Origin of the sequence: Pseudomonas wadenswilerensis, assembly GCF_024749185.1 — a bacterium.
Taxonomy (GTDB): domain Bacteria; phylum Pseudomonadota; class Gammaproteobacteria; order Pseudomonadales; family Pseudomonadaceae; genus Aquipseudomonas; species Aquipseudomonas wadenswilerensis.
In genome coordinates, this window is sequence record NZ_CP087191.1 from 943,484 (window position 1) to 962,185 (window position 18,702).

The following is an 18,702-nucleotide window of genomic DNA, read 5'->3' on the forward strand; positions in this document are numbered from 1 at the left end:
GTGCCGCTGAACTATCTGACCTTAAGCCTGGGATGCTACCTCACCTGCCTGTTCCTCCAGGCCTGCGCCCGTGAACACGATGTGATGCGCGGCATGCACGCCCTGGCCCTCGGGGTGTTGAATGGGTCCTTCTGGTTTGCCAACCCGCTGTATTTCGCCGCCCTGGTGATGCACCGCAAACAACCGCGGGTAGCCCTGTACCTGGGCTGCGCCGCGCTGTTGCTGAGTGGCCTGATGATACCGCTGGGCTGGCTCGACTGGACCCCGGTGCCTGATTCGCCCAACGGGCCGGGGCTACTGCCTGGTTACTACGTGTGGTTGCTGGCGATGCTGGTGTTCATCCTCGGCCAGTGGCGCTACCGGCATGAACCTGCGGGCAGCAGCAGGGTACCGCTGCTGGGCTGGCCGGCCTGGGTGCTGATCGCCGGGATTGTGGTGACCGTGCCACTGGCCTTCACGCCCTGGAGTAAAGTGCCGTTTCGTTCGGTACCCGAGCAAACGTCGTGCATTGAGTGTGGAGGCAACTGATGGCCCGGTTCTACGTTGCAATCACCCTGGCGTTGTACTTGCTGAGCCTGTGTTTCGATGCCATCTATCTGTCTGGCGATAGTCGGCTGCATGCCTTGCAGGCGATGCTTTACGGGCCTTGGGGCATTGTCATGCAGGTTTTCAGCTGGTTCGCCAACCCGCTGCTGGGCCTGGCGATCATCACTCATCGGCGCTGGCGCTGGCTTTCGCTGGTACTGGGGCTTGGCGCCTTGTACCTGGCGCTCAGCTCGCTGCTCGTCGAGCGGCTGCCGAACAACCAGAGCTACGACTTCCTGGATGTCACCGGCTTTGGGCCTGGTTACTACCTCTGGCTGGCCTCGATCAGCTTCTTCTGTGCCGCTCAGGCCTGGTGGTGTCGGCAGGTACTCAAAGGCGCACAGATGCCCGGGTGGCACTGGCTTGATGGCGGCCTGGCAATCGTGCTCAACATTACCATCGTCTACGCGATCCAGACCCCTAGCCTGCACTTCCAGCTAAAGAAAGTGATCGAGCCACCGCCGCCGATCCAGATCGACAAGGACGCTATCTAGCGGGCTGACGTCGACGTCCCCCACTGCACCACCAGCATGCCGACCACGATCAGCCCGACGCCGGCCAGACGCAGGCCGTTGACCGGGCGTTCGGGCAAGCCCATCAGGCCCCATTGGTCGATGATCAATGACGACAGCACCTGGCCGGCAATGACGCAGACGATGAACCCAGCAGCGCCCAGGCGTGGTGTCAGCACCAGCGCGGCGGTGATGTAGGCGACGCCGGCCACGCCTCCCAACCAGGCCCACCAAGGGGCTTGAGCCAACGCATTGAGTTGCGGCAGCGGCGCCCGCAGCACCAGTAACGCCGGAATCACCATCAGCACACTCACCGCCAGCGACACCAACGACGCCCACAACGGATGCCCGAGCAAGCGCCCCAGCGCGGCGTTGCTGCCAGCCTGGAAGGGCACGGCGGCGCCGGCCAGCAGGGCGATGGCCAGCGGCAGCAAGGTGGCGGTAATGGCGGGCAGGTTCATGGCAAGGCTCCTCAAAAGTGACTTGCCAAAGTCTTGGTTATCCACCCCAATAATGGAAATTCGAATGCTGCACAGGAGTTATTCGCCGGATGGATGATTTGCGCCGAATCGACCTCAACCTGCTGTTGACCCTGCATGCCCTGCTGGCCGAGCAACATGTCTCACGTGCCGCCTTGCGCCTGCACCGCAGCCAGCCGGCGGTCAGCCATGCCCTGGCGCAACTGCGCGAACTTTTCGGTGATCCGCTGCTGGTGCGCCGAGGGGGGCGCTTGCAGGTCACGGCGCGGGCTCAGGCGCTGGTCGAGCCCTTGCAGCAGGCGTTGGAGCAACTGGATGGCCTGCTCGGTAGCCCCGGTTTCGACCCGCAGCGGGCGCAGCGCAGTTTTCGTCTGGCAATGTCGGATTACGGCGCCCGGGTCGTATTGCCGGGGCTGATGCGGCTCCTGCGTAATGAGGCGCCGGGGATCGACCTGATTGTCTCCCAGGGCAGCCGTGAGGCCATGCTCGGCCAGCTGTTCGATGGTGAGGCCGATCTGGCCCTGGCGGTCTTTCCTGAGCTGGCGACGGAACTGCGGGCGCAGACGCTGTTCGATGAGACCTTCACCTGTATTGCCGATCGCAGTCATTTGCCTACGCGTGGTGGTCTGAGCCTGGACGAGTGGCTGGTGCGGCCGCATGTGCTGGTGGCGGTGCGCCCCGGCGTCGATAACGAAATCGACCTGGCCCTCCAGGGTATCGGCGCCCAGCGCCGGGTGGCGCTGGCCTTGCCCCATTGGGCTGCGGCCCAGGAAGTGATTGCCGGCACCGACCTGATCCTCACGGTGGCCCGGCGCAGCCTGGACAGCGGCAAGCTGGATTCGCGCTTGCGCAGGTTCCAGCCGCCGCTGGCGATCAGGCCGTTTGCCTTTCAGCAAGCATGGCATCAACGCCGGGAAGGAGAGGCGGGGCATCGCTGGTTGCGCGAGAAGGTGATGCAGGTGTGCGCAGGAGCGGCCCCGCGATCGAACGCGTAGCGCTCGTAATTCAAGCGATGTCGATGTAGTGTCTGGGCCGGCCTGATCGCGGGGCAAGCCCGCTCCTACCCAAGACGGAGTCCGCAGCATGAAACGTCCATTTTTGCTTATCGGCCTATGGGTCTGTTGTTCCTCAATAGCCCAGGCCCAGGACGAGTACTCCCCGGCCTACAGCGCCTGCATGAAAACCGCCGAATCAACGCTGGCCATGAACAACTGCAACGGCGCCGAGATCAAGCGCCAGGATAGCCGCTTGAACAGCGCCTACAAAAAGGCCATGACCGGCCTCGAAGGGCCTCAGCAAACCCAACTGCGTGAAGCCCAACGGGTCTGGATCAAGTATCGCGACGCCAACTGCAACCTGTATTACAGCCTCACCGGCGGCACCGTCGATCAGCTCAATGGCGCCGGGTGCATCCTCAGCAGCACCCGCGACCGCGCCGACGAGCTGCAGGCCCTGCTGCAGCCGTAAGGTCAGCGTCGGCTGGCGCGAGCGCGCAGGTATTCGCGCACTTCGCGCTGGTCACCGGCGAACTCGATTCGCTCGGCCTTGCTCTGGCGCTGGTAGGCGTACATCGGGTCGTAGTACTCGTTGAGCAGGCCGCTGATCCAGGCGCGGTGCAAGTCTACTGCGCCACTGCGCAGTTGCTCTTGCAGCGCTTGCTCGAGCAACGCCGACAGCCGCTGGTAGCGCTCGCCGCCGAGGCGCTTGAGAATGTTGGCCATGCTCTGGGTCAGGCGTTCGGCAAACAGTCGCAAACCCTCTTCATCACCGTGCAGGGCAACGAACTCGGCACTGAGGTCGATCACGTAATCGCGCAGAATCCGCTCGACGCGGTTATCAAAGCTGTCTTCCAGCCACACCAGCGGGTAGTGCTGCATGCCCTGGTACAGTTCCAGCGGCAGTGTGCAGCTGCCGACGATGCGGCCCTCGTCTTCAAGCACGAACTGCTCGACGCCGCGGGCGCGTTTTTTCAGCACATCGATGGCCAACTGGTTCTCGAAGTCGATCTGCGCCGGCTGGCCGGTGGCGCGTTTGCCGAAGCTGGAGCCGCGGTGATTGGCGTGACCTTCGAGGTCAACAGCGTTATCCAGCCGTTGCAGCACTTCGGTCTTGCCGGTGCCGGTGAGGCCGCCGATCAGCACGAAGTCACAGTCGGCCACCGCTTGCTGGGTGGTATGGAGCAGGAAATTACGCATGGCTTTGTAGCCACCGACCACCTTGGGATAGTGAATGCCGGCGTCGGTCTTGAGCCACTGCTGGGCGATCTGCGAGCGCAGGCCGCCGCGAAAACAGTAGAGGTAACCCTCGGGGTTGGCTCGGGCGAAGGCGGCCCAGGCGGCAATGCGTTGATCCTTGAGCGGGCCACTGACCAGTTGATGGCCCAGGGCGATGGCGGCCTGCTGGCCGTGCTGCTTGTAGCAGGTGCCGACCTTCTGCCGTTCAAGGTCGTTCATCAGCGGCAGGTTGATAGCTTCGGGAAAGGCGCCCTTGGTGAATTCCACCGGGGCGCGCATGTCCATCATGGCTACATCGTTGAGAAACAGCTGGCGGTAGTCGGTGCAGTTGTCACGCATCAAAGCACCTCAACCGCATGGCTCTGTCGCTCGACCAGCTCGCCGATTGGCGCCAGGTTCAGGCCCAGCTCGCCCGCAACGGCGAGAAACTCCGCTTCCCCTTCTGGCGCCACCGCCACCAGCAGGCCGCCGCTGGTTTGCGGGTCGCACAGCAGGTGCTTCTGCTCGTCGCTCAATGGGGCGATTTTCTCGCCATAGCTGTCGAAGTTGCGCAGGGTACCGCCGGGCACGCAGCCTTCGGCCAGGTAGTGCTCGACGCTCGGCAGGCGGGGCACCGCGCTGTAGTTCAGGCGTGCGCTCAGGCCGCTGCCGTCGGCCAGCTCCACCAGGTGGCCAAGCAGGCCGAAGCCGGTGACGTCGGTCATGGCCTTGACCCCGGCCAGCTTGCCGAAGCGGCTGCCCGGGGTGTTCAAAGTGCACATCCAGTCGCGGGCCAGGCCCTTGTCCTGGTCGCGCAGCTTGGCCTTTTTCTCGGCGGTGGTAAGGATGCCGATGCCCAGCGGTTTGGTCAGGTACAGGCGGCAGCCGACGCTAGCGGTGTCGTTGCGTTTCATGTGGCGTTTTTGCACCACGCCGGTCACGGCCAGGCCGAAGATCGGCTCGGGGGCATCGATGGAGTGCCCACCGGCCAAGGGAATGCCCGCTTCGGCGCATACCGCGCGGCCACCACGGATCACTTCACGGGCCACTTCCGGGGCCAGCACGTTGACTGGCCAGCCGAGAATGGCGATGGCCATCAGCGGGTCGCCGCCCATGGCGTAGATGTCGCTGATGGCGTTGGTGGCGGCGATGCGGCCGAAGTCGTACGGGTCGTCGACGATGGGCATGAAGAAGTCGGTGGTCGACACCACGCCGCGTTCGTCATCAAGGGCGTAGACGGCCGCGTCATCGCGCGAGGCGTTGCCGACCCAGAGTTTCGGGTCCAGCGCCTGGGTGCCGCTTTCGGCGAGAATCACCTCGAGCATCTTCGGGGAGATCTTGCAGCCACAGCCGGCGCCGTGGCTGTACTGGGTCAGGCGGATCGGCTCGTTCATAGGCACCTCGACTTGTCGTGAACGCCCGAGTGTAGCAAAGCTGGCCTTTGCGCCGATGCCTCTTATAATTTCCGGGGTGGCCCATGCCGGCCCTTTCCCCGCTATTGAACCGGAGAATCCCCATGCTCAAACGTCCCCTGGCGCTGTTTGCCGGCCTGGTGTTGTCTTGCTCGTCCTACCTGGCCCAGGCGGCCGACACGCTGCGAGTCAGTGCCATCCCTGACGAAGCGCCCACCGAACTGCTACGCAAGTTCAAGCCATTGGGCGAATACCTGGAGCAGAAGCTGGGCATGAAGGTCGAGTTCGTGCCGGTGGCAGATTACCCGGCAGTGGTCGAGTCGCTGGTCGCCAACAAGCTGGATATGGCCTGGCTGGGCGGTTTCACTTTCGTACAGGTGCACCTTAAGGATCCGACAGCCACACCTTTGGTACAGCGTGAACAGGACGCCAAGTTCACCAGCAAATTCATCACCGCTAACCCAAATGTGAAAAGCCTGGCCGACCTCAAGGGCAAGACCTTTGCCTTCGGTTCCATTTCGTCCACTTCGGGCAGCCTGATGCCGCGCTACTTCATGCTCAAGGATGGCATCAAGCCAGAAACCTACTTCAGCCGCGTTGCCTATTCCGGTGCCCACGATGCCACTGCGGCCTGGGTACAGGCCGGTAAGGCCGATGGCGGGGTGCTTAACGCCAGCGTCTGGGAAAAGCTGGTGGCGTCGGGCAAGGTCGATACCAGCAAGGTCAAGGTGTTTGCCACCACCCCAAGCTACTTCGACTATAACTGGACGGTGCGTGGCAGCCTCGACCCGGCGCTGAAAGACAAGATCAAGCAAGCGTTCCTCGATCTCGATCCGGCCAAGCCTGGCGACAAGGCTATCCTCGACCTGCAGGCCGCCAGCCGCTTTATCGAAACCAACCCGGACAACTACAAGGGTATCGAAGAGGCCGCTCGCGCCGCCGAACTGCTGAAATGACCCTGCGTTTGAGCGATGCCAGCTTGCGCCACGGCCAGGTTCAGGCGCTGCACGGGATCGACTTGCAGATTGCTGGCGGCGAGCGGGTGGCAATCATCGGTCCGTCGGGGGCGGGCAAGTCGAGCCTGCTGCAGTTGCTGGGCACGGCCATCGAGCCCAGTACCGGCACCGTCGAACTGCTCGATATGGCGCCCTGGCGGTTGTCCGCGGGTGCGCGCCAGCGCCTGCGCGCGCGGATCGCCCTGATCCATCAAGCACCGCCGTTGCCACCGCGCCAGCGAGTAGTGACGGCGGTGCTGGCGGGGCGCCTGGGGCAGTGGAGCACCCTGCGCGGGCTACTCAACCTGCTGCACCCGGCGGATGTTCCAGGTGTGCGCGAAGTGCTGACTGACCTGGGCATGGCCGAGAAGATTTTTGTTCAGTGCGGGCAATTGTCCGGCGGCCAGTTGCAACGGGTCGGCATTGCCCGGGCGCTGTACCAGCAACCAGAGATACTGCTGGCCGACGAGCCGGTATCGGCCATGGATCCGGTGCTGGCCGAACACAGCCTGAAAACCCTCAACCAGCATGCCAGCGAGCGCGGCGTGACCCTGATCGCCAGCCTGCATGCGGTAGAGCTGGCGCTGGCGCATTTTCCACGGGTAATCGGTATTCGCGAAGGGCGTATCGTCTTTGATCGCCCGGCGAGCGAGGTCTCCAGCGAGATGCTCGATGCGCTGTATGCCAACGAACAGTTGGTGTCGCCGCCGTTACCGCTGCCGGCTTTGAGCCTGCAGATTCCCCGATGCTGAAGGCCGATAGCCGCGACCCGGCGGCACTGCCCAGGTTGTTGCTGGCGCTGTTGGCGATTGCCCTGTTGTGGCCGGGCATCCGCCTCAGTGAGCTGAACCCCGGGGTGTTGCTGCAGGCCGATAACCGCCGCGAGATGGGCAATTTTGTCAGCGCCTTCTGGCCGCCGGCCCATGAGCCTGATTTCCTGCGGCTGCTTTGGGATGCCACTTTGCAGACCCTGGCAGTGGCTACCGCCGGCATGACCCTAGCCTTGCTGCTGGCGATCCCGGCCAGCCTGCTGGCCAGCCGGGCGCTGTCGTTGCGCGCCGCTTCCCGTGGCGGTCGCCTGGGCTTCTGGTCGCGCACCCTGCGCCTGCCGGTGCGCGGCCTGTTGATCTTCCTGCGAAGCGTGCCGGAGATCGTCTGGGCACTGTTGTTCGTCCGCGCGGTCGGCCTGGGCCCGACCGCCGGGGTGCTGGCCATCGCCATTACCTACAGCGGCATGCTTGGCAAGGTCTACGCGGAGATCTTCGAATCGGTCGACCAGCGCCCGGCCCATGCCTTGTTGCATGCCGGCAGCAGCCGCTTGAGCGCGTTTTTTTACGGCGTCCTGCCCGCAGCGGCGGCGGAGCTGGTGTCCTACACGGTGTACCGCTGGGAATGTGCGATCCGTGCCTCGGTGGTGATGGGCTTTGTCGGCGCGGGCGGGTTGGGCCAGCAGATCGACCTGTCCATGCGCATGTTCGCCGGCGCCGAGGTGGCGAGCATGCTGCTGACGTTTCTGCTGCTGGTATGGCTGGCCGACCAGCTCAGTCGCCTGCTGCGCGGGAGGCTGGCATGAGAGCGTTGATCAACACGGCGCTGGTGCTGGTGCTGTTGGCGGCGGTGGCAGCTTCGTTCGCTTATTTGAGCCTTGATCTGCAGGCGCTGTTTGGCGATGGCGGGTTAGGGCAGATGGGCGCTTACGCGCTGCGATTCCTCAGCCCCGACCTGAGCCCCGATCACCTGCGGGCGGTTGGCAAAGGCGCACTGGAAACCCTGGCCATGTCAGGGCTGGGTACCTTGCTTGCGGTGGTGCTCGGCCTGTTGCTGGCCTTGCCGGCTGCCGGGCGTTTTGGCTGGCCGTTGCAAGGTGTTGCGCGCCTGCTGCTCAACGCATTGCGCGCGATTCCGGAGCTGGTGTGGGCGGCCTTGACCGTCCTCGCCGCAGGCCTTGGGCCCAATGCCGGCACGCTGGCCTTGGCCTTGCACACCTCAGGCGTACTCGGCCGCCTGTTCGCCGAAGCCCTGGAAAACACCGCGCCAGAACCGGCTGCGGCCATTCGCCTGCAAGGCGGCAGCCAGGTCACGGCGTTCTGCTTCGGCACCTTGCCCAACCTCTGGCCGCAGTTGCTGGCCTACAGCCTGTACCGCTGGGAAAACAACATCCGCATGGCCAGCGTGCTGGGTTTTGTTGGTGCCGGTGGCCTGGGGCAGATGCTCTACACCACTCTGAGCCTGTTCCAGGAAGCCCAGGCCAGCACGGTGATCATCGCCATGCTGGTGCTGGTGTTGCTGGTGGATGCCTTGAGTGATGTGCTCAGGCAGCGCTTTGTGCGGGTTTGAGCGGCAACCCCAGGCTCACGTCATCGACAATCGCCTTGGCCATTTCGCCGAGCAGATGCGCGGCCCAGACCAGGGTGGGGTCTTCTTCCGTGGCGCCTAGCGCGGTCAGTTTGTTGATACAGCCGAGCATCAGCGAGGCGTGTTCCAGTGCCTGTTCGCAGGGGATGCCCGGGTTGATGTGGAACAACCTGGTAAGGCTTGCTGTGCCGATCGTTTCATTGCTCATGGGGTGATCCTCGGGTCGGCCTTGCCGCCCATCGCCGGCAAGGCCGGCTCCCACAGTGGATCTCTGTTCGCCGGACCTGTGAAGCAGTTGTCCTAATCAAGCTGCCACACACAGTGGACCTGTGTTCGCCGAACCCTGTGGGAGCTGGCCTTGCCAGCGATCGAGCGCGAAGCGCTCGCTATCAGTGGGCTATCTGAACGCAGGCCAGCGCCTGCTCAACCCGCCAGCGCGCTGTTTCCATCTCGTGCAGGGCAGTACGCACCAGCGCCTGTCCATGCAAATCGGGATGTAACAACACTGCTTGCTGGCTGACAGCCAGGGCACAGGTCAGATGCTCGCCGGCCTGTACGAGGATGTCTTCGAGGCAATGAGGGGAATCGGTGGGGAGATGCGGGGGATCGGGGACTATTTTCAGCATGGTCAACTCCTGTATCGGTCGAGCCGCCACAAACCCGCTGTCAAACAGGAGGGTGGCAGCAGTACGTGGGTTGACAGACCGGTGATACAGGAACCGGCGCACACGAATGTGCCCCACGCACAGCTGCCATAGAGCAGTGCGACTGTATCAACAGCGGTCTGTCAAAACCGGTCGTTGATTTGGCAACGACCGGCCAAGACTAGGCAGCTAGCGACGCAGGCGCAACAACTGAAGTGCCTGGGGATTATGCTTGGGAAATGGACTACACGAAACAGCGAAGCAGCGGTATCCAGCAACCTTTCTCTCAGTGTCATTGTTGCCATCTTCAGGCATCTGCATAACCTGGCCAAATTTCTGGCCAGGCGATGAGAGGTGTGGGTTGCTGGTTGCTTGCTTGTATCCAATGGGATACATTGGTGTGAGCCTTGAAATACAGTGTTTTGCATACGCCCAGATTCACCTCTTGGTTGATTTCCGTACGCGACATGCGTGCAAGGGTGGCAATCGCACGGCGGGAAATCTGGGAGATGTGAAGTCCGTCGGTGGTCAGGTGTCCGAGATGCGCATCGATGTGGGGGCGGGTTATCGGGTGTATTTCACGGCTCGGGACGGTGTAGTCATTGTTTTGTTGGCAGGTGGTGACAAGTCATCGCAATCTGTTGATATCCAACTGGCCAGGAAGCTGGCCAAGGAAATTTGATATGAGTTTGTCACTTACTACGTTTGATATGGCCGCGTTGCTCGATAGCGATGAGGCAATCAGCGAGTACCTCTCTCAAGTGCTGGCGGATGGTGATCATGACGAACTGATTCGCGCCCTCGGCTATATCGCCAAGGCTCGCGGCATGAGCCAGATCGCAACTGCCAGTGGATTGGGGCGCGAGAGCTTGTACAAGGCGTTGACCCCCGGTGCGAAGCCTCGTTTTGACACTGTGCTGAAGGTCATCCGGGCACTAGGGATTGATCTTCTGGCCCTCCCTCATGCTTCGTCGAGACACTGATTCGCCCGCACTCTATTGCACGTTAATGGGTAGATTCGCCAACCACCTCCCCACACTGCGCATCCCGCTGCATCGACTCCAAATTCCTTTCGATGGTTTCACAAATCGCATCCATCTGAATCTGATGCTCACTGATCCGGAACGGGCTCTGCAAATCCGTGCCGATGCGCTCGATGGCCAGCAGCATGAACCCCACCACGGTCGACGCCAGCGGGGTAAACCAGCCCAGCGATTCGACCAGCCCGATCGGCACGATCAAACAGAACAGCGAAATAAACAGCCGCGGGAAATACACGTAAGGGTAGGGTAGCGGCGTGTTGGCGATGCGCTCCATGCCGCCCTGGCTGTTGGACAGGTCGACCAGGGTCGATTCCAGCCGCGCCAGGCGAATGCTGTCCAGGCGCCCGGCCTTGTATTCGCGGGTTAGCAGCGCTGCAGAGCCGGTGAGGATGTCGTTGGCGAAGTTGTTCGAGCGGCTGCGCCGGGCGAATTCTTCGGGCGGGATGAAGGCCATCAGTTCATCCGGGCACGGTTCGCCGCGAAGGTGTGCGGCCAGGCAGTTCACATAGGCGATATGGCGGCGCAGCAACGTCGTCTTGATCGGATTGACGCCGTCATCCAAATCATCGATCAGCGTCAGCACCTGGCGGGCAAAGCTGCGTGAACTGTTGACCAGCCCGCCCCACAAGGTGCGCGCTTCCCACCAGCGGTTGTAGGCGCTGCTGTTGCGAAAGCTGACCAGCACCACCAGCGCCGAACCGAGCAGGGTCAGCGGCATCAAGGGCAGGGTGAACTTGCTGTTGAAGAACAGCATGAAGTCGATGGTTACCAGCACGTCCCAGATCAGCAGCCAGAACAGCGACCAGCCGACGTAGCCGAGGGTTTTGACGATCAGGCGGTATTTGCGGGCAATGGCGTCTTTCACAGGTGAACCTCGAACGGCGGATGCACAGGATCGGACGCCGCCGCGCGCTCAAGGTTCGTTGCAGCTCATCGATGGGCTACAGCGTCTGCTTCATCTGCACCAACGCCACCCGTGTATTGCCGGGACCCTGGCGTTCTTCGATGGCGAAGGGTGTAAAGCCCAGCTGTGGATAAAGCAGCAGCCCGGCGGTGTTGCTGTTGAAACATGAGACCTGTACCTCACGGGCCTCGAACTGACGGCGCGCCAGTTCGATCATGCTCTGCACCAGATACCGCGCTACGCCATGGCCGCGCGCGGCGGGGGCCACCACCACATTGCCAAGGGCGCAAACGCCGCCGTGCTCGGCCTTGTAGAAGTTGGCAAAGGCCAGCACCGTACCGTCGCCCACGACCACGGTCGAGCCGCTGCGCTGGGCGATGGCCTCGCTCAGTTGCGCGGGTGTCAGCGGGTACTTGGCCTTGGGGAACATGTAGAACAGCTCGTCCGGGCCCTGGGGGAAGCAGCAGATGGCAGCGATGTCCTGAGGCTGGACGGGGCGGTGGGTCAATTGCATTAGAGAATCTCGATCAGCTGAAGGGTGAAAGAAATGCTGGGTGCACTCGCTACATCAGAAACGCTTCAGGGCTATTGGGCGTTGCACTGCCGGCCAGATTGCGCTGCGCGTCGGTGAACAGTTGGTCGACCGTATTGGCCAGGTATTCCCAGAAACGCTCGTTATCCACGGTCTGCGCCACGACGTCGGCCGGAAGGAAGCGACGCATCTCGGCACGAAAATCGATTTTGACCTGCTCATCCTTCAGTAGAGAGGCCGTTCGTGCTGCGCCTTGGTTCACGAATATCTCGGCGGCTACAGCGTGATCGTGCAGTTTGTTTTTGAGTAGCTCGTAAGCCGGGGTTATGGCACGTTGCTTTAGCCAGGTCAGGTCCCACAAGTCCCGGTTCTTGATCCGTCCCCGGCTCAGTGCAAAGGCGAGGATCTTGTCGACAAATATTTCTTCGAGGCTTTCAGCGTTGAGGATCAAGCCTTCGGTGCCCATGTCTACCCCATAGGGGTTGAGCAAGGTCATGGGTTTTTTCTGGTAAGAAGGGATGGCGCAGATATCGATGTGGATACGCTGTGCGGGAAGGGTCCGGGCTTCAGGGCGGGTCTGTATGCGCAGTTTCCAGGTATCGACGTTGCCTTGTTCGCGGGTTGGCTCACTGACATCGACCTGCAGGCCGTACTTCTCGTTGAGTTTGCCCACCAAGGTGGCTTTCAGTGCTGCAAAGTCTTCGCGCTGAAAGTCGGCGCCACCCGTGAAGTCCAGGTCTTCGCTCAATCGCCTCGAGCCGTAGCAGGCGCGCAGGCAGGTGCCACCGATGAAACAGAGTTTTTCGAGCATGCCCGACTCACTCAGTACGCGCATGATGTCGTGATGCAGCAGCTCCTTTTCCACCACCACTTGCAAGGGGGCCAGTTCCGGAGTGTTTTGCAGCGCATGCTGTACCAGTTGGTCAAACAAACTCATTGGCGACACTCCAGTCGATCAGGTCGAGGTTTCTTTTCGCGACTTTCATATCGCGCAGGGCCAACGCGGGTTTGGCCCGCCACAGCCGGCAGCGGTGGTCGTAGTCGAGGTGCTCGCTCAGTGCTGCAGCCTTGCGTTGGGTGTGGATGAACTCAATGGTGCCGAATGAGGCGCACACCAAGGTTTGGCTGCGGCCGGAAGACATTACCGTAATCCAGTTGATCGGGACCTGCGAAATGATCCCGACATCACTAAGTGCGGTTTCCAGGCTGATGTAATTGAACGCGTTCGCCCGTAGGCGCGCAGCGGCGTGATACAGCACCAGGCCGAGGTTGGCTTTGGCCGGGGTGAACAGGTACAAGCCACGGCACAGACGTATCAGTTTGTTGTCCCGGGACGCTCGGCTCAGGAGGGCTCGGTAGGCCGTATCGGAAAGCTCAGGGACCAAAGCGCGCATGTCTGCCGGCGTGAACAGATAGCGCTCAGGCGTTGCCAGTGCGTACAGGCCCTCATACAGGCGTCGCAGTGGTTGGGCGGGCAACAGCACTTTTTTGGGCATTAGCTCTACACAAAGTGATGGAAAGTATCACTTAGTGTAGAACATATTCAGTTTACGAGTGGCAGATGCGCAAACGCTCAAGACAAACCTGGAAATGGAATCCCCACGCTGCGCCAGGGTCCACCTTGATAAGGTGCCTTTCGGCTGCATCGACCCACAAGGAGCAACCTCATGAAAGCACTCTTGTTCACTGCCGCCCTGGCAACAGCGGGCGCCGCCCAGGCCCAGACCGTGGAAATGGCCCTGGTGGGCGTCGATGGCAGCGCCAAACCTGTTGGTACCATCACCATCGAGCAGAACCAATACGGCACCTTGCTCACGCCTGACCTGCGCGACTTGCCGCCGGGTGTACATGGCTTTCACCTGCACGAAAAACCTTCTTGCGCACCCGCACCCGCCGATGGCAAGACCACGCCGGCAGGTGCTGCGGGCGGGCACTGGGATCCGCAACAGAGTAAAAAACACCTGGGCCCATACGACGATGCCGGGCATAAAGGCGACCTGCCGGCCCTGTATGTCAGTGCCGACGGCACCGCCCGATATCCGGTCCTGGCCCCACGCCTGAAGGCCGAAGAGTTCAAGGGCCATGTGCTAATGGTGCATGGCGGCGGTGATAACCACAGCGATCACCCGCAGGCGCTGGGTGGTGGTGGGGCGCGGATTGCGTGTGGGGTGGTGCAATAAGGGGCTATCCACTGCGCAATGCGCTAGGCCTGCACGTGTTGCAATAACGGCGCGTTGGGCGTGTCTGCCTCACGGCGATGAAATCCACCGACAGGTGCAGCGCCTGATCTGCCGGGCACAAAAAAACCGACCCTAGGGTCGGTTTCTTGTTGCGTTTGGTGCCCCGAGGGAGACTCGAACTCCCACTCCTTTCGAAAACGGATTTTGAATCCGCCGCGTCTACCAATTCCGCCATCAGGGCTTGTGGCGGCGAAGTATAGAGAGGCGCCTACCGTTGGTCAATCAGGTTTCATGGTCAATTTTCACCATTTCGGCTAAACTTTCCGGCCCTGTCGAACCGAACACCATCATGCGCGTCGCCGATTTCTCCTTTGAGCTTCCTGATTCCCTGATTGCTCGCCATCCGCTGGCGCAGCGCCATAGCAGCCGGCTGCTGACCCTGGACGGGCCGAGCGGGGCACTGGCGCATCGCCAGTTCACCGACCTGCTCGAGCATTTGCGCCCGGGCGATCTGATGGTGTTCAACAATACCCGGGTGATTCCGGCGCGTCTGTTCGGCCAGAAGGCCAGCGGCGGCAAGCTGGAGATCCTCGTCGAGCGCGTACTCGACAGCCACCGGGTACTGGCCCACGTACGTTCGAGCAAGGCGCCCAAGCCGGGCACGCCGATCGTCATCGACGGCGGTGGCGAGGCCGAGATGGTCGCCCGTCACGATGCGCTGTTCGAGCTGCGTTTTGCCGAAGAGGTGCTGCCACTGCTCGATCGCGTCGGCCATATGCCGCTGCCGCCGTACATCGACCGTCCGGATGAGGGCGCCGACCGCGAGCGCTACCAGACGGTGTACGCCGAGCGCGCTGGCGCCGTGGCCGCGCCAACCGCCGGCCTGCACTTCGATGAAGAGCTGCTGGCCAAGATCGCCGCCAAAGGCGTGGAAACCGCCTTCGTCACCCTGCACGTGGGGGCTGGTACCTTCCAGCCAGTGCGGGTCGAGCGCATCGAAGACCACCACATGCATAAAGAGTGGCTGGAGGTCGGCCAGGATGTGGTCGACGCCGTGGCCGCGTGCCGCGCCCGTGGTGGGCGGGTGGTTGCCGTGGGCACCACCAGCGTGCGCTCGCTGGAAAGCGCCGCCCGTGATGGCGAGCTCAAGGCGTTCAGCGGCGACACCGATATCTTCATCTTCCCGGGCCGGCCATTCCATGTGGTCGATGCCCTGGTGACCAACTTCCATTTGCCTGAATCCACGCTGCTGATGCTGGTTTCAGCCTTCGCCGGTTACCCCGAGACCATGGCTGCCTACGCGGCGGCGGTCGAGAACGGGTACCGCTTCTTCAGTTACGGTGATGCCATGTTCATCACCCGCAATCCGGCGCCACGCGGCCCCGAGGATCAAGCATGAGTCGCACCTGTCGTATGTCCTTCGAATTGCTCGCCACCGACGGCAAGGCCCGTCGCGGCCGCCTGACCTTCCCCCGTGGCGTGGTCGAGACCCCGGCGTTCATGCCGGTGGGCACCTATGGCACGGTCAAGGGCATGCTGCCACGCGACATCGAGGCGATCGGCGCGCACATGATCCTCGGCAACACCTTCCACCTGTGGCTGCGCCCGGGCACCGAGGTGATCAAGGCCCATGGCGACCTGCACGACTTCATGAAGTGGCAGGGCCCGATCCTTACCGACTCCGGTGGTTTCCAGGTGTTCAGCCTGGGCGCCATGCGCAAGATCCGCGAAGAGGGCGTGACGTTTGCCTCGCCGGTCGACGGCTCCAAGGTGTTCATGGGCCCGGAAGAGTCGATGCAGGTCCAGCGCGACCTGGGCTCGGACGTGGTGATGATCTTCGACGAATGCACCCCGTACCCGGCCGATGAAGACGTCGCCCGCGTATCCATGGAGCTGTCCCTGCGCTGGGCCCAGCGCTCGAAAAACGCCCACGGCGACAGCACCGCGGCGCTGTTCGGCATTGTCCAGGGTGGTATGCACGAAAACCTGCGCATGCGCTCGCTCGAAGGCCTGGAAAAGATCGGCTTCGACGGCCTGGCCATCGGCGGCCTGTCGGTGGGCGAGCCCAAGCACGAAATGATCAAGGTCCTGGATTACCTGCCAGGGCGCATGCCGGCTGACAAACCTCGTTACCTTATGGGGGTAGGCAAGCCGGAAGATCTCGTTGAGGGTGTGCGCCGCGGCGTCGACATGTTCGATTGCGTGATGCCCACGCGCAACGCGCGCAACGGTCATCTGTTTGTCGATACCGGCGTGCTGAAAATCCGTAACGCGTTCCATCGCCACGATGATTCGCCCCTGGACGCGACCTGCGATTGCTATACCTGCCAGAACTTCTCCCGTGCTTATCTGCATCACCTGGATAAATGCGGCGAAATGTTGGGCAGTATGTTGAATACGATCCATAACTTGCGCCATTACCAGCGGTTGATGGCTGGTTTACGCGAGGCTATTCAACAAGGTACATTGGCCGCCTTTGTCGATGCCTTTTACGCCAAGCGCGGGCTGCCTGTGCCGCCCTTGGACTGATGTTCTGTCGATCCCTAACAAGTACTGATTTGCAACTGGAGTGCTAAATGAGCTTTCTGATCCCTGCCGCATACGCGGACGCAGCTGCCCCAGCCGCCGGCCCAGCCGGTACTGGCTTCGAGTGGATTTTCCTGGTCGGTTTCCTGGTCATCTTCTACCTGATGATCTGGCGCCCGCAGGCCAAACGTGCCAAAGAGCAGAAGAACCTGCTGAGCAACCTGCAAAAAGGTGACGAAGTTGTCACCAACGGCGGTATCGCCGGCAAGATCGTCAAAGTTGCCGACGACTTCGTGGTTCTGGAAGTGTCCGACAACGTCGAGCTGAAGTTCCAGAAGGGCGCCGTAGCCGCGACCCTGCCTAAAGGCACGCTCAAAGCGATCTAAGTTTCAGTTTTTTACCAATCGACGGGGCGCGCAAGGCGCCCCGCGTCTTGAACGGGCGGCGTGATGCTGAACAAATACCCTCTGTGGAAATACGCACTGATCCTGGTGGTACTGGCGATCGGTTTTATTTATTCCGCTCCCAACCTCTACCCTGATGATCCGGCCGTTCAGGTCAGCGGTGCCAGTACTGCACTGCAGGTCACTCAGGCCGATCTGGACCGCGTGAGCAAAGCGCTCAATGAGTCCGGTATCCAGGTCAAGGCTGCAAGCCTGGGCGAGAAGGGCAAGGTTGGCCTGGTGCGCCTGACCAAACAGGAAGACCAACTGCCAGCCAAGGACGTAGTGCGCAAGGCACTGGGCGACGACTATGTAGTAGCGCTCAACCTGGCCCCGACTACCCCGCAATGGCTGCGCAACCTGGGCGCAAGCCCGATGAAGCTGGGTCTGGACCTTTCCGGTGGTGTGCACTTCCTGCTTGAAGTGGACATGGACAAGGCCATGTCGGCCCGCCTGAAAGTCTACGAAGGCGAAGTCAAAAGCCTGCTGCGCAAAGAGCGCGTGCGCTACCGCAGCCTGCCGCAACAAGATGGCGGCATCCAGCTGGGCTTCTCCGATGATGAATCCCGCGAACAGGCCCGTAGCCTGATCCGCAAGAATTTCAATGATTTCGAGCTGACCACCACCGAGCGTAACGGCCTGTCCGTGCTGCGCCTGGCGATTACCCCGGCCAAGGTCGCGGAAATCCGTGAATACTCGATCAAGCAGAACCTGACCACGGTACGTAACCGCGTCAACGAGCTGGGTGTAGCCGAGCCACTGGTTCAGCGCCAGGGTGCCAACCGCATCGTGGTCGAGCTGCCAGGCGTGCAGGACACCGCCGAAGCCAAGCGTATTCTCGGCAAGACCGCCAACCTCGAATTCCGCCTGGGCGCTGAGCCTGGTGCCTCGAAAGCCACCACCGAAACCTTCGAGTTCCGCGAAGGCGGTCGTTCGGCGGCGGTCGAGCGTGGCCTGATCATCACCGGTGACCAGGTCACCGACGCTCAGGCCAGCTTCGACGAGCAAGGCCGTCCGCAAGTGAACATCCGTCTGGATGGTCATGGCGGCGAGCTGATGAGCCGCGCTACCCGTAGCAACGTCGGTCGCAGCATGGCGGTTATCTTCATCGAACAGCGTCCTACCACGCGCTACGTCAAGCAGATGGTCGACGGCGTCGAGAAAGACGTTGCCGTGCAGACCTTCACCGAAGAGAAGAAGATCATCAGCCTGGCGACCATTCAGTCGCCACTGGGCAGCCAGTTCCGTATCACTGGCCTGAACGGTCAGGGCGAATCGTCGGAACTGGCCCTGCTGCTGCGTGCCGGTGGCCTGGCGGCGCCGATGTACTTCGCTGAAGAGCGCACCATCGGCCCGAGCCTGGGTGCCGACAACATCACCAAGGGTATCGACGCTTCCCTGTGGGGCATGCTGTTCGTCTCGCTGTTCATCATGGCCATCTACCGCTTCTTCGGCCTGATCGCGACCATCGCCCTGGCCGGTAACATGGTCATGCTGCTGGCGCTGATGTCCCTGCTGGGGGCGACGCTGACCCTGCCAGGTATCGCCGGTATCGTCCTGACCATGGGTATGGCGGTCGACGCCAACGTGCTGATCTTCTCGCGGATCCGCGAAGAGCTGGCCAATGGCATGTCGGTGCAACGCGCCATCCACGAAGGCTTCAACCGTGCCTACACGGCGATTGTCGACGCCAACCTGACCACCTTGCTGGTCGGCGGCATCCTCTTCGCCATGGGTACCGGCCCGGTCAAGGGCTTCGCGGTTACCATGTCCCTCGGGATTTTCACCTCGATGTTCACGGCCGTCATGGTTACCCGCGCAATGGTCAACCTGACCTGCGGCGGGCGTGATATCAAGAAGCTGTGGGTTTAAGGGGCTG

Annotated in this window: 23 protein-coding genes, 1 tRNA gene and 1 pseudogene; 15 read left to right on the forward strand and 10 right to left on the reverse strand. The window is 62.1% G+C overall.

The features are described from left to right. Window positions 1–528 carry a hypothetical protein gene (locus tag LOY45_RS04260; RefSeq protein WP_134064239.1) on the forward strand — a complete coding sequence of 176 codons (528 nt, stop codon included), beginning with the start codon at window positions 1–3 and terminating at the stop codon, window positions 526–528. Continuing rightward, window positions 528–1,079, forward strand: coding sequence for a hypothetical protein (locus tag LOY45_RS04265; RefSeq protein WP_115088664.1), 552 nt, complete (start codon window positions 528–530; stop codon window positions 1,077–1,079). Before LOY45_RS04260 ends, LOY45_RS04265 begins: the two co-directional genes overlap by 1 nt. Here LOY45_RS04265 and LOY45_RS04270 read toward each other — a convergent pair. Then, entirely contained in the window at window positions 1,076–1,558 is a 483-nt protein-coding gene (locus LOY45_RS04270; protein WP_258578788.1) for a DMT family transporter, read from the reverse strand. The genes LOY45_RS04265 and LOY45_RS04270 overlap by 4 nt on opposite strands. An 89-nt stretch (window positions 1,559–1,647) precedes the next feature. On the opposite strand from LOY45_RS04270, the gene LOY45_RS04275 reads away from it, so the two are divergent. Together LOY45_RS04275 and LOY45_RS04280 are read left to right on the forward strand one after the other, a co-directional pair. Next, a complete protein-coding gene (locus LOY45_RS04275) occupies window positions 1,648–2,571 on the forward strand; it encodes a LysR family transcriptional regulator (protein WP_258578789.1) in 924 nt (307 codons plus the stop codon). A gap of 88 nt (window positions 2,572–2,659) precedes the next feature. Further along, window positions 2,660–3,043, forward strand: a complete 384-nt coding sequence (locus LOY45_RS04280) for a lysozyme inhibitor LprI family protein (protein ID WP_258578790.1) — start codon at window positions 2,660–2,662, stop codon at window positions 3,041–3,043. A gap of 2 nt (window positions 3,044–3,045) precedes the next feature. Here the strand turns inward: LOY45_RS04280 and mnmH are convergent, their stop codons facing one another. Both mnmH and selD read right to left on the reverse strand, forming a co-directional pair. After that, window positions 3,046–4,149 (reverse strand): tRNA 2-selenouridine(34) synthase MnmH, encoded by a 1,104-nt coding sequence (gene mnmH, locus LOY45_RS04285; RefSeq protein WP_115088660.1) that lies wholly within the window; start codon window positions 4,147–4,149, stop codon window positions 3,046–3,048. Then, window positions 4,149–5,183: a selenide, water dikinase SelD gene (gene selD, locus LOY45_RS04290; RefSeq protein WP_115088659.1), complete on the reverse strand. Its 1,035-nt coding sequence runs from the start codon at window positions 5,181–5,183 to the stop codon at window positions 4,149–4,151. Before selD ends, mnmH begins: the two co-directional genes overlap by 1 nt. 122 nt (window positions 5,184–5,305) lie before the next feature. Here selD and LOY45_RS04295 point away from each other — a divergent pair, with 122 nt between their 5' ends. The 4 genes from LOY45_RS04295 to phnE are packed head-to-tail and all read left to right on the forward strand — an operon-like array spanning window position 5,306 to window position 8,533. Then, window positions 5,306–6,157: a putative selenate ABC transporter substrate-binding protein gene (locus LOY45_RS04295; RefSeq protein WP_258578791.1), complete on the forward strand. Its 852-nt coding sequence runs from the start codon at window positions 5,306–5,308 to the stop codon at window positions 6,155–6,157. Then, window positions 6,154–6,948, forward strand: coding sequence for a phosphonate ABC transporter ATP-binding protein (locus tag LOY45_RS04300; RefSeq protein WP_115088657.1), 795 nt, complete (start codon window positions 6,154–6,156; stop codon window positions 6,946–6,948). Before LOY45_RS04295 ends, LOY45_RS04300 begins: the two co-directional genes overlap by 4 nt. Then, window positions 6,942–7,769, forward strand: a complete 828-nt coding sequence (locus LOY45_RS04305) for a PhnE/PtxC family ABC transporter permease (RefSeq protein ID WP_115088656.1) — start codon at window positions 6,942–6,944, stop codon at window positions 7,767–7,769. The genes LOY45_RS04300 and LOY45_RS04305 overlap by 7 nt, the downstream gene beginning before the upstream one ends. Further along, window positions 7,766–8,533 (forward strand): phosphonate ABC transporter, permease protein PhnE, encoded by a 768-nt coding sequence (gene phnE, locus LOY45_RS04310; RefSeq protein ID WP_258578792.1) that lies wholly within the window; start codon window positions 7,766–7,768, stop codon window positions 8,531–8,533. Before LOY45_RS04305 ends, phnE begins: the two co-directional genes overlap by 4 nt. On the opposite strand, the gene LOY45_RS04315 is transcribed toward phnE, so the two are convergent. Continuing rightward, window positions 8,508–8,759 carry a DUF3077 domain-containing protein gene (locus LOY45_RS04315; RefSeq protein ID WP_115088654.1) on the reverse strand — a complete coding sequence of 84 codons (252 nt, stop codon included), beginning with the start codon at window positions 8,757–8,759 and terminating at the stop codon, window positions 8,508–8,510. The genes phnE and LOY45_RS04315 overlap by 26 nt on opposite strands. A 181-nt stretch (window positions 8,760–8,940) precedes the next feature. Further along, a complete protein-coding gene (locus LOY45_RS04320; protein WP_115088653.1) occupies window positions 8,941–9,177 on the reverse strand; it encodes a hypothetical protein in 237 nt (78 codons plus the stop codon). Between the two features lie 425 nt (window positions 9,178–9,602). Here LOY45_RS04320 and LOY45_RS04325 point away from each other — a divergent pair. Both LOY45_RS04325 and LOY45_RS04330 read left to right on the forward strand, forming a co-directional pair. Next, window positions 9,603–9,877, forward strand: a pseudogene (locus LOY45_RS04325) (type II toxin-antitoxin system RelE/ParE family toxin). A 1-nt stretch (window position 9,878) separates the two neighbouring features. Beyond that, window positions 9,879–10,178, forward strand: coding sequence for an addiction module antidote protein (locus tag LOY45_RS04330; protein WP_258578793.1), 300 nt, complete (start codon window positions 9,879–9,881; stop codon window positions 10,176–10,178). Window positions 10,179–10,200: 22 nt separating this feature from the next. On the opposite strand, the gene LOY45_RS04335 is transcribed toward LOY45_RS04330, so the two are convergent. The 4 genes from LOY45_RS04335 to abiEi form a co-directional block, all read right to left on the reverse strand. Then, window positions 10,201–11,103: a bestrophin family protein gene (locus LOY45_RS04335; protein WP_258578794.1), complete on the reverse strand. Its 903-nt coding sequence runs from the start codon at window positions 11,101–11,103 to the stop codon at window positions 10,201–10,203. Between the two features lie 76 nt (window positions 11,104–11,179). Next, window positions 11,180–11,656 carry a GNAT family N-acetyltransferase gene (locus LOY45_RS04340; protein WP_115088650.1) on the reverse strand — a complete coding sequence of 159 codons (477 nt, stop codon included), beginning with the start codon at window positions 11,654–11,656 and terminating at the stop codon, window positions 11,180–11,182. A 49-nt stretch (window positions 11,657–11,705) separates the two neighbouring features. After that, on the reverse strand, window positions 11,706–12,611 hold the full coding sequence (locus LOY45_RS04345) for a nucleotidyl transferase AbiEii/AbiGii toxin family protein (RefSeq protein WP_258578795.1): 906 nt from the start codon (window positions 12,609–12,611) through the stop codon (window positions 11,706–11,708). Next, the gene (gene abiEi, locus LOY45_RS04350; RefSeq protein WP_258578796.1) at window positions 12,598–13,170 is read right to left on the reverse strand and encodes a type IV toxin-antitoxin system AbiEi family antitoxin; all 573 of its coding nucleotides are present in this window, start codon (window positions 13,168–13,170) and stop codon (window positions 12,598–12,600) included. The genes LOY45_RS04345 and abiEi overlap by 14 nt, the downstream gene beginning before the upstream one ends. A gap of 171 nt (window positions 13,171–13,341) precedes the next feature. Here abiEi and sodC point away from each other — a divergent pair, with 171 nt between their 5' ends. Then, a complete protein-coding gene (gene sodC, locus LOY45_RS04355; protein WP_258578797.1) occupies window positions 13,342–13,854 on the forward strand; it encodes a superoxide dismutase [Cu-Zn] SodC in 513 nt (170 codons plus the stop codon). 156 nt (window positions 13,855–14,010) lie between these two features. Here the strand turns inward: sodC and LOY45_RS04360 are convergent. Then, window positions 14,011–14,095: transfer RNA gene (locus LOY45_RS04360), tRNA-Leu, on the reverse strand. A 108-nt stretch (window positions 14,096–14,203) separates the two neighbouring features. Here LOY45_RS04360 and queA point away from each other — a divergent pair. The 4 genes from queA (at window position 14,204) to secD (ending at window position 18,695) form a co-directional block, all read left to right on the forward strand. Beyond that, window positions 14,204–15,253 (forward strand): tRNA preQ1(34) S-adenosylmethionine ribosyltransferase-isomerase QueA, encoded by a 1,050-nt coding sequence (gene queA / locus LOY45_RS04365; RefSeq protein ID WP_115088649.1) that lies wholly within the window; start codon window positions 14,204–14,206, stop codon window positions 15,251–15,253. 14 nt (window positions 15,254–15,267) lie between these two features. Then, entirely contained in the window at window positions 15,268–16,383 is a 1,116-nt protein-coding gene (gene tgt, locus LOY45_RS04370) for a tRNA guanosine(34) transglycosylase Tgt (RefSeq protein WP_162195925.1), read from the forward strand. Window positions 16,384–16,430: 47 nt separating this feature from the next. Further along, on the forward strand, window positions 16,431–16,766 hold the full coding sequence (yajC, locus tag LOY45_RS04375) for a preprotein translocase subunit YajC (protein WP_010223473.1): 336 nt from the start codon (window positions 16,431–16,433) through the stop codon (window positions 16,764–16,766). A gap of 63 nt (window positions 16,767–16,829) precedes the next feature. After that, window positions 16,830–18,695, forward strand: a complete 1,866-nt coding sequence (gene secD, locus LOY45_RS04380) for a protein translocase subunit SecD (protein WP_115088648.1) — start codon at window positions 16,830–16,832, stop codon at window positions 18,693–18,695. Window positions 18,696–18,702: the final 7 nt, after the last annotated feature.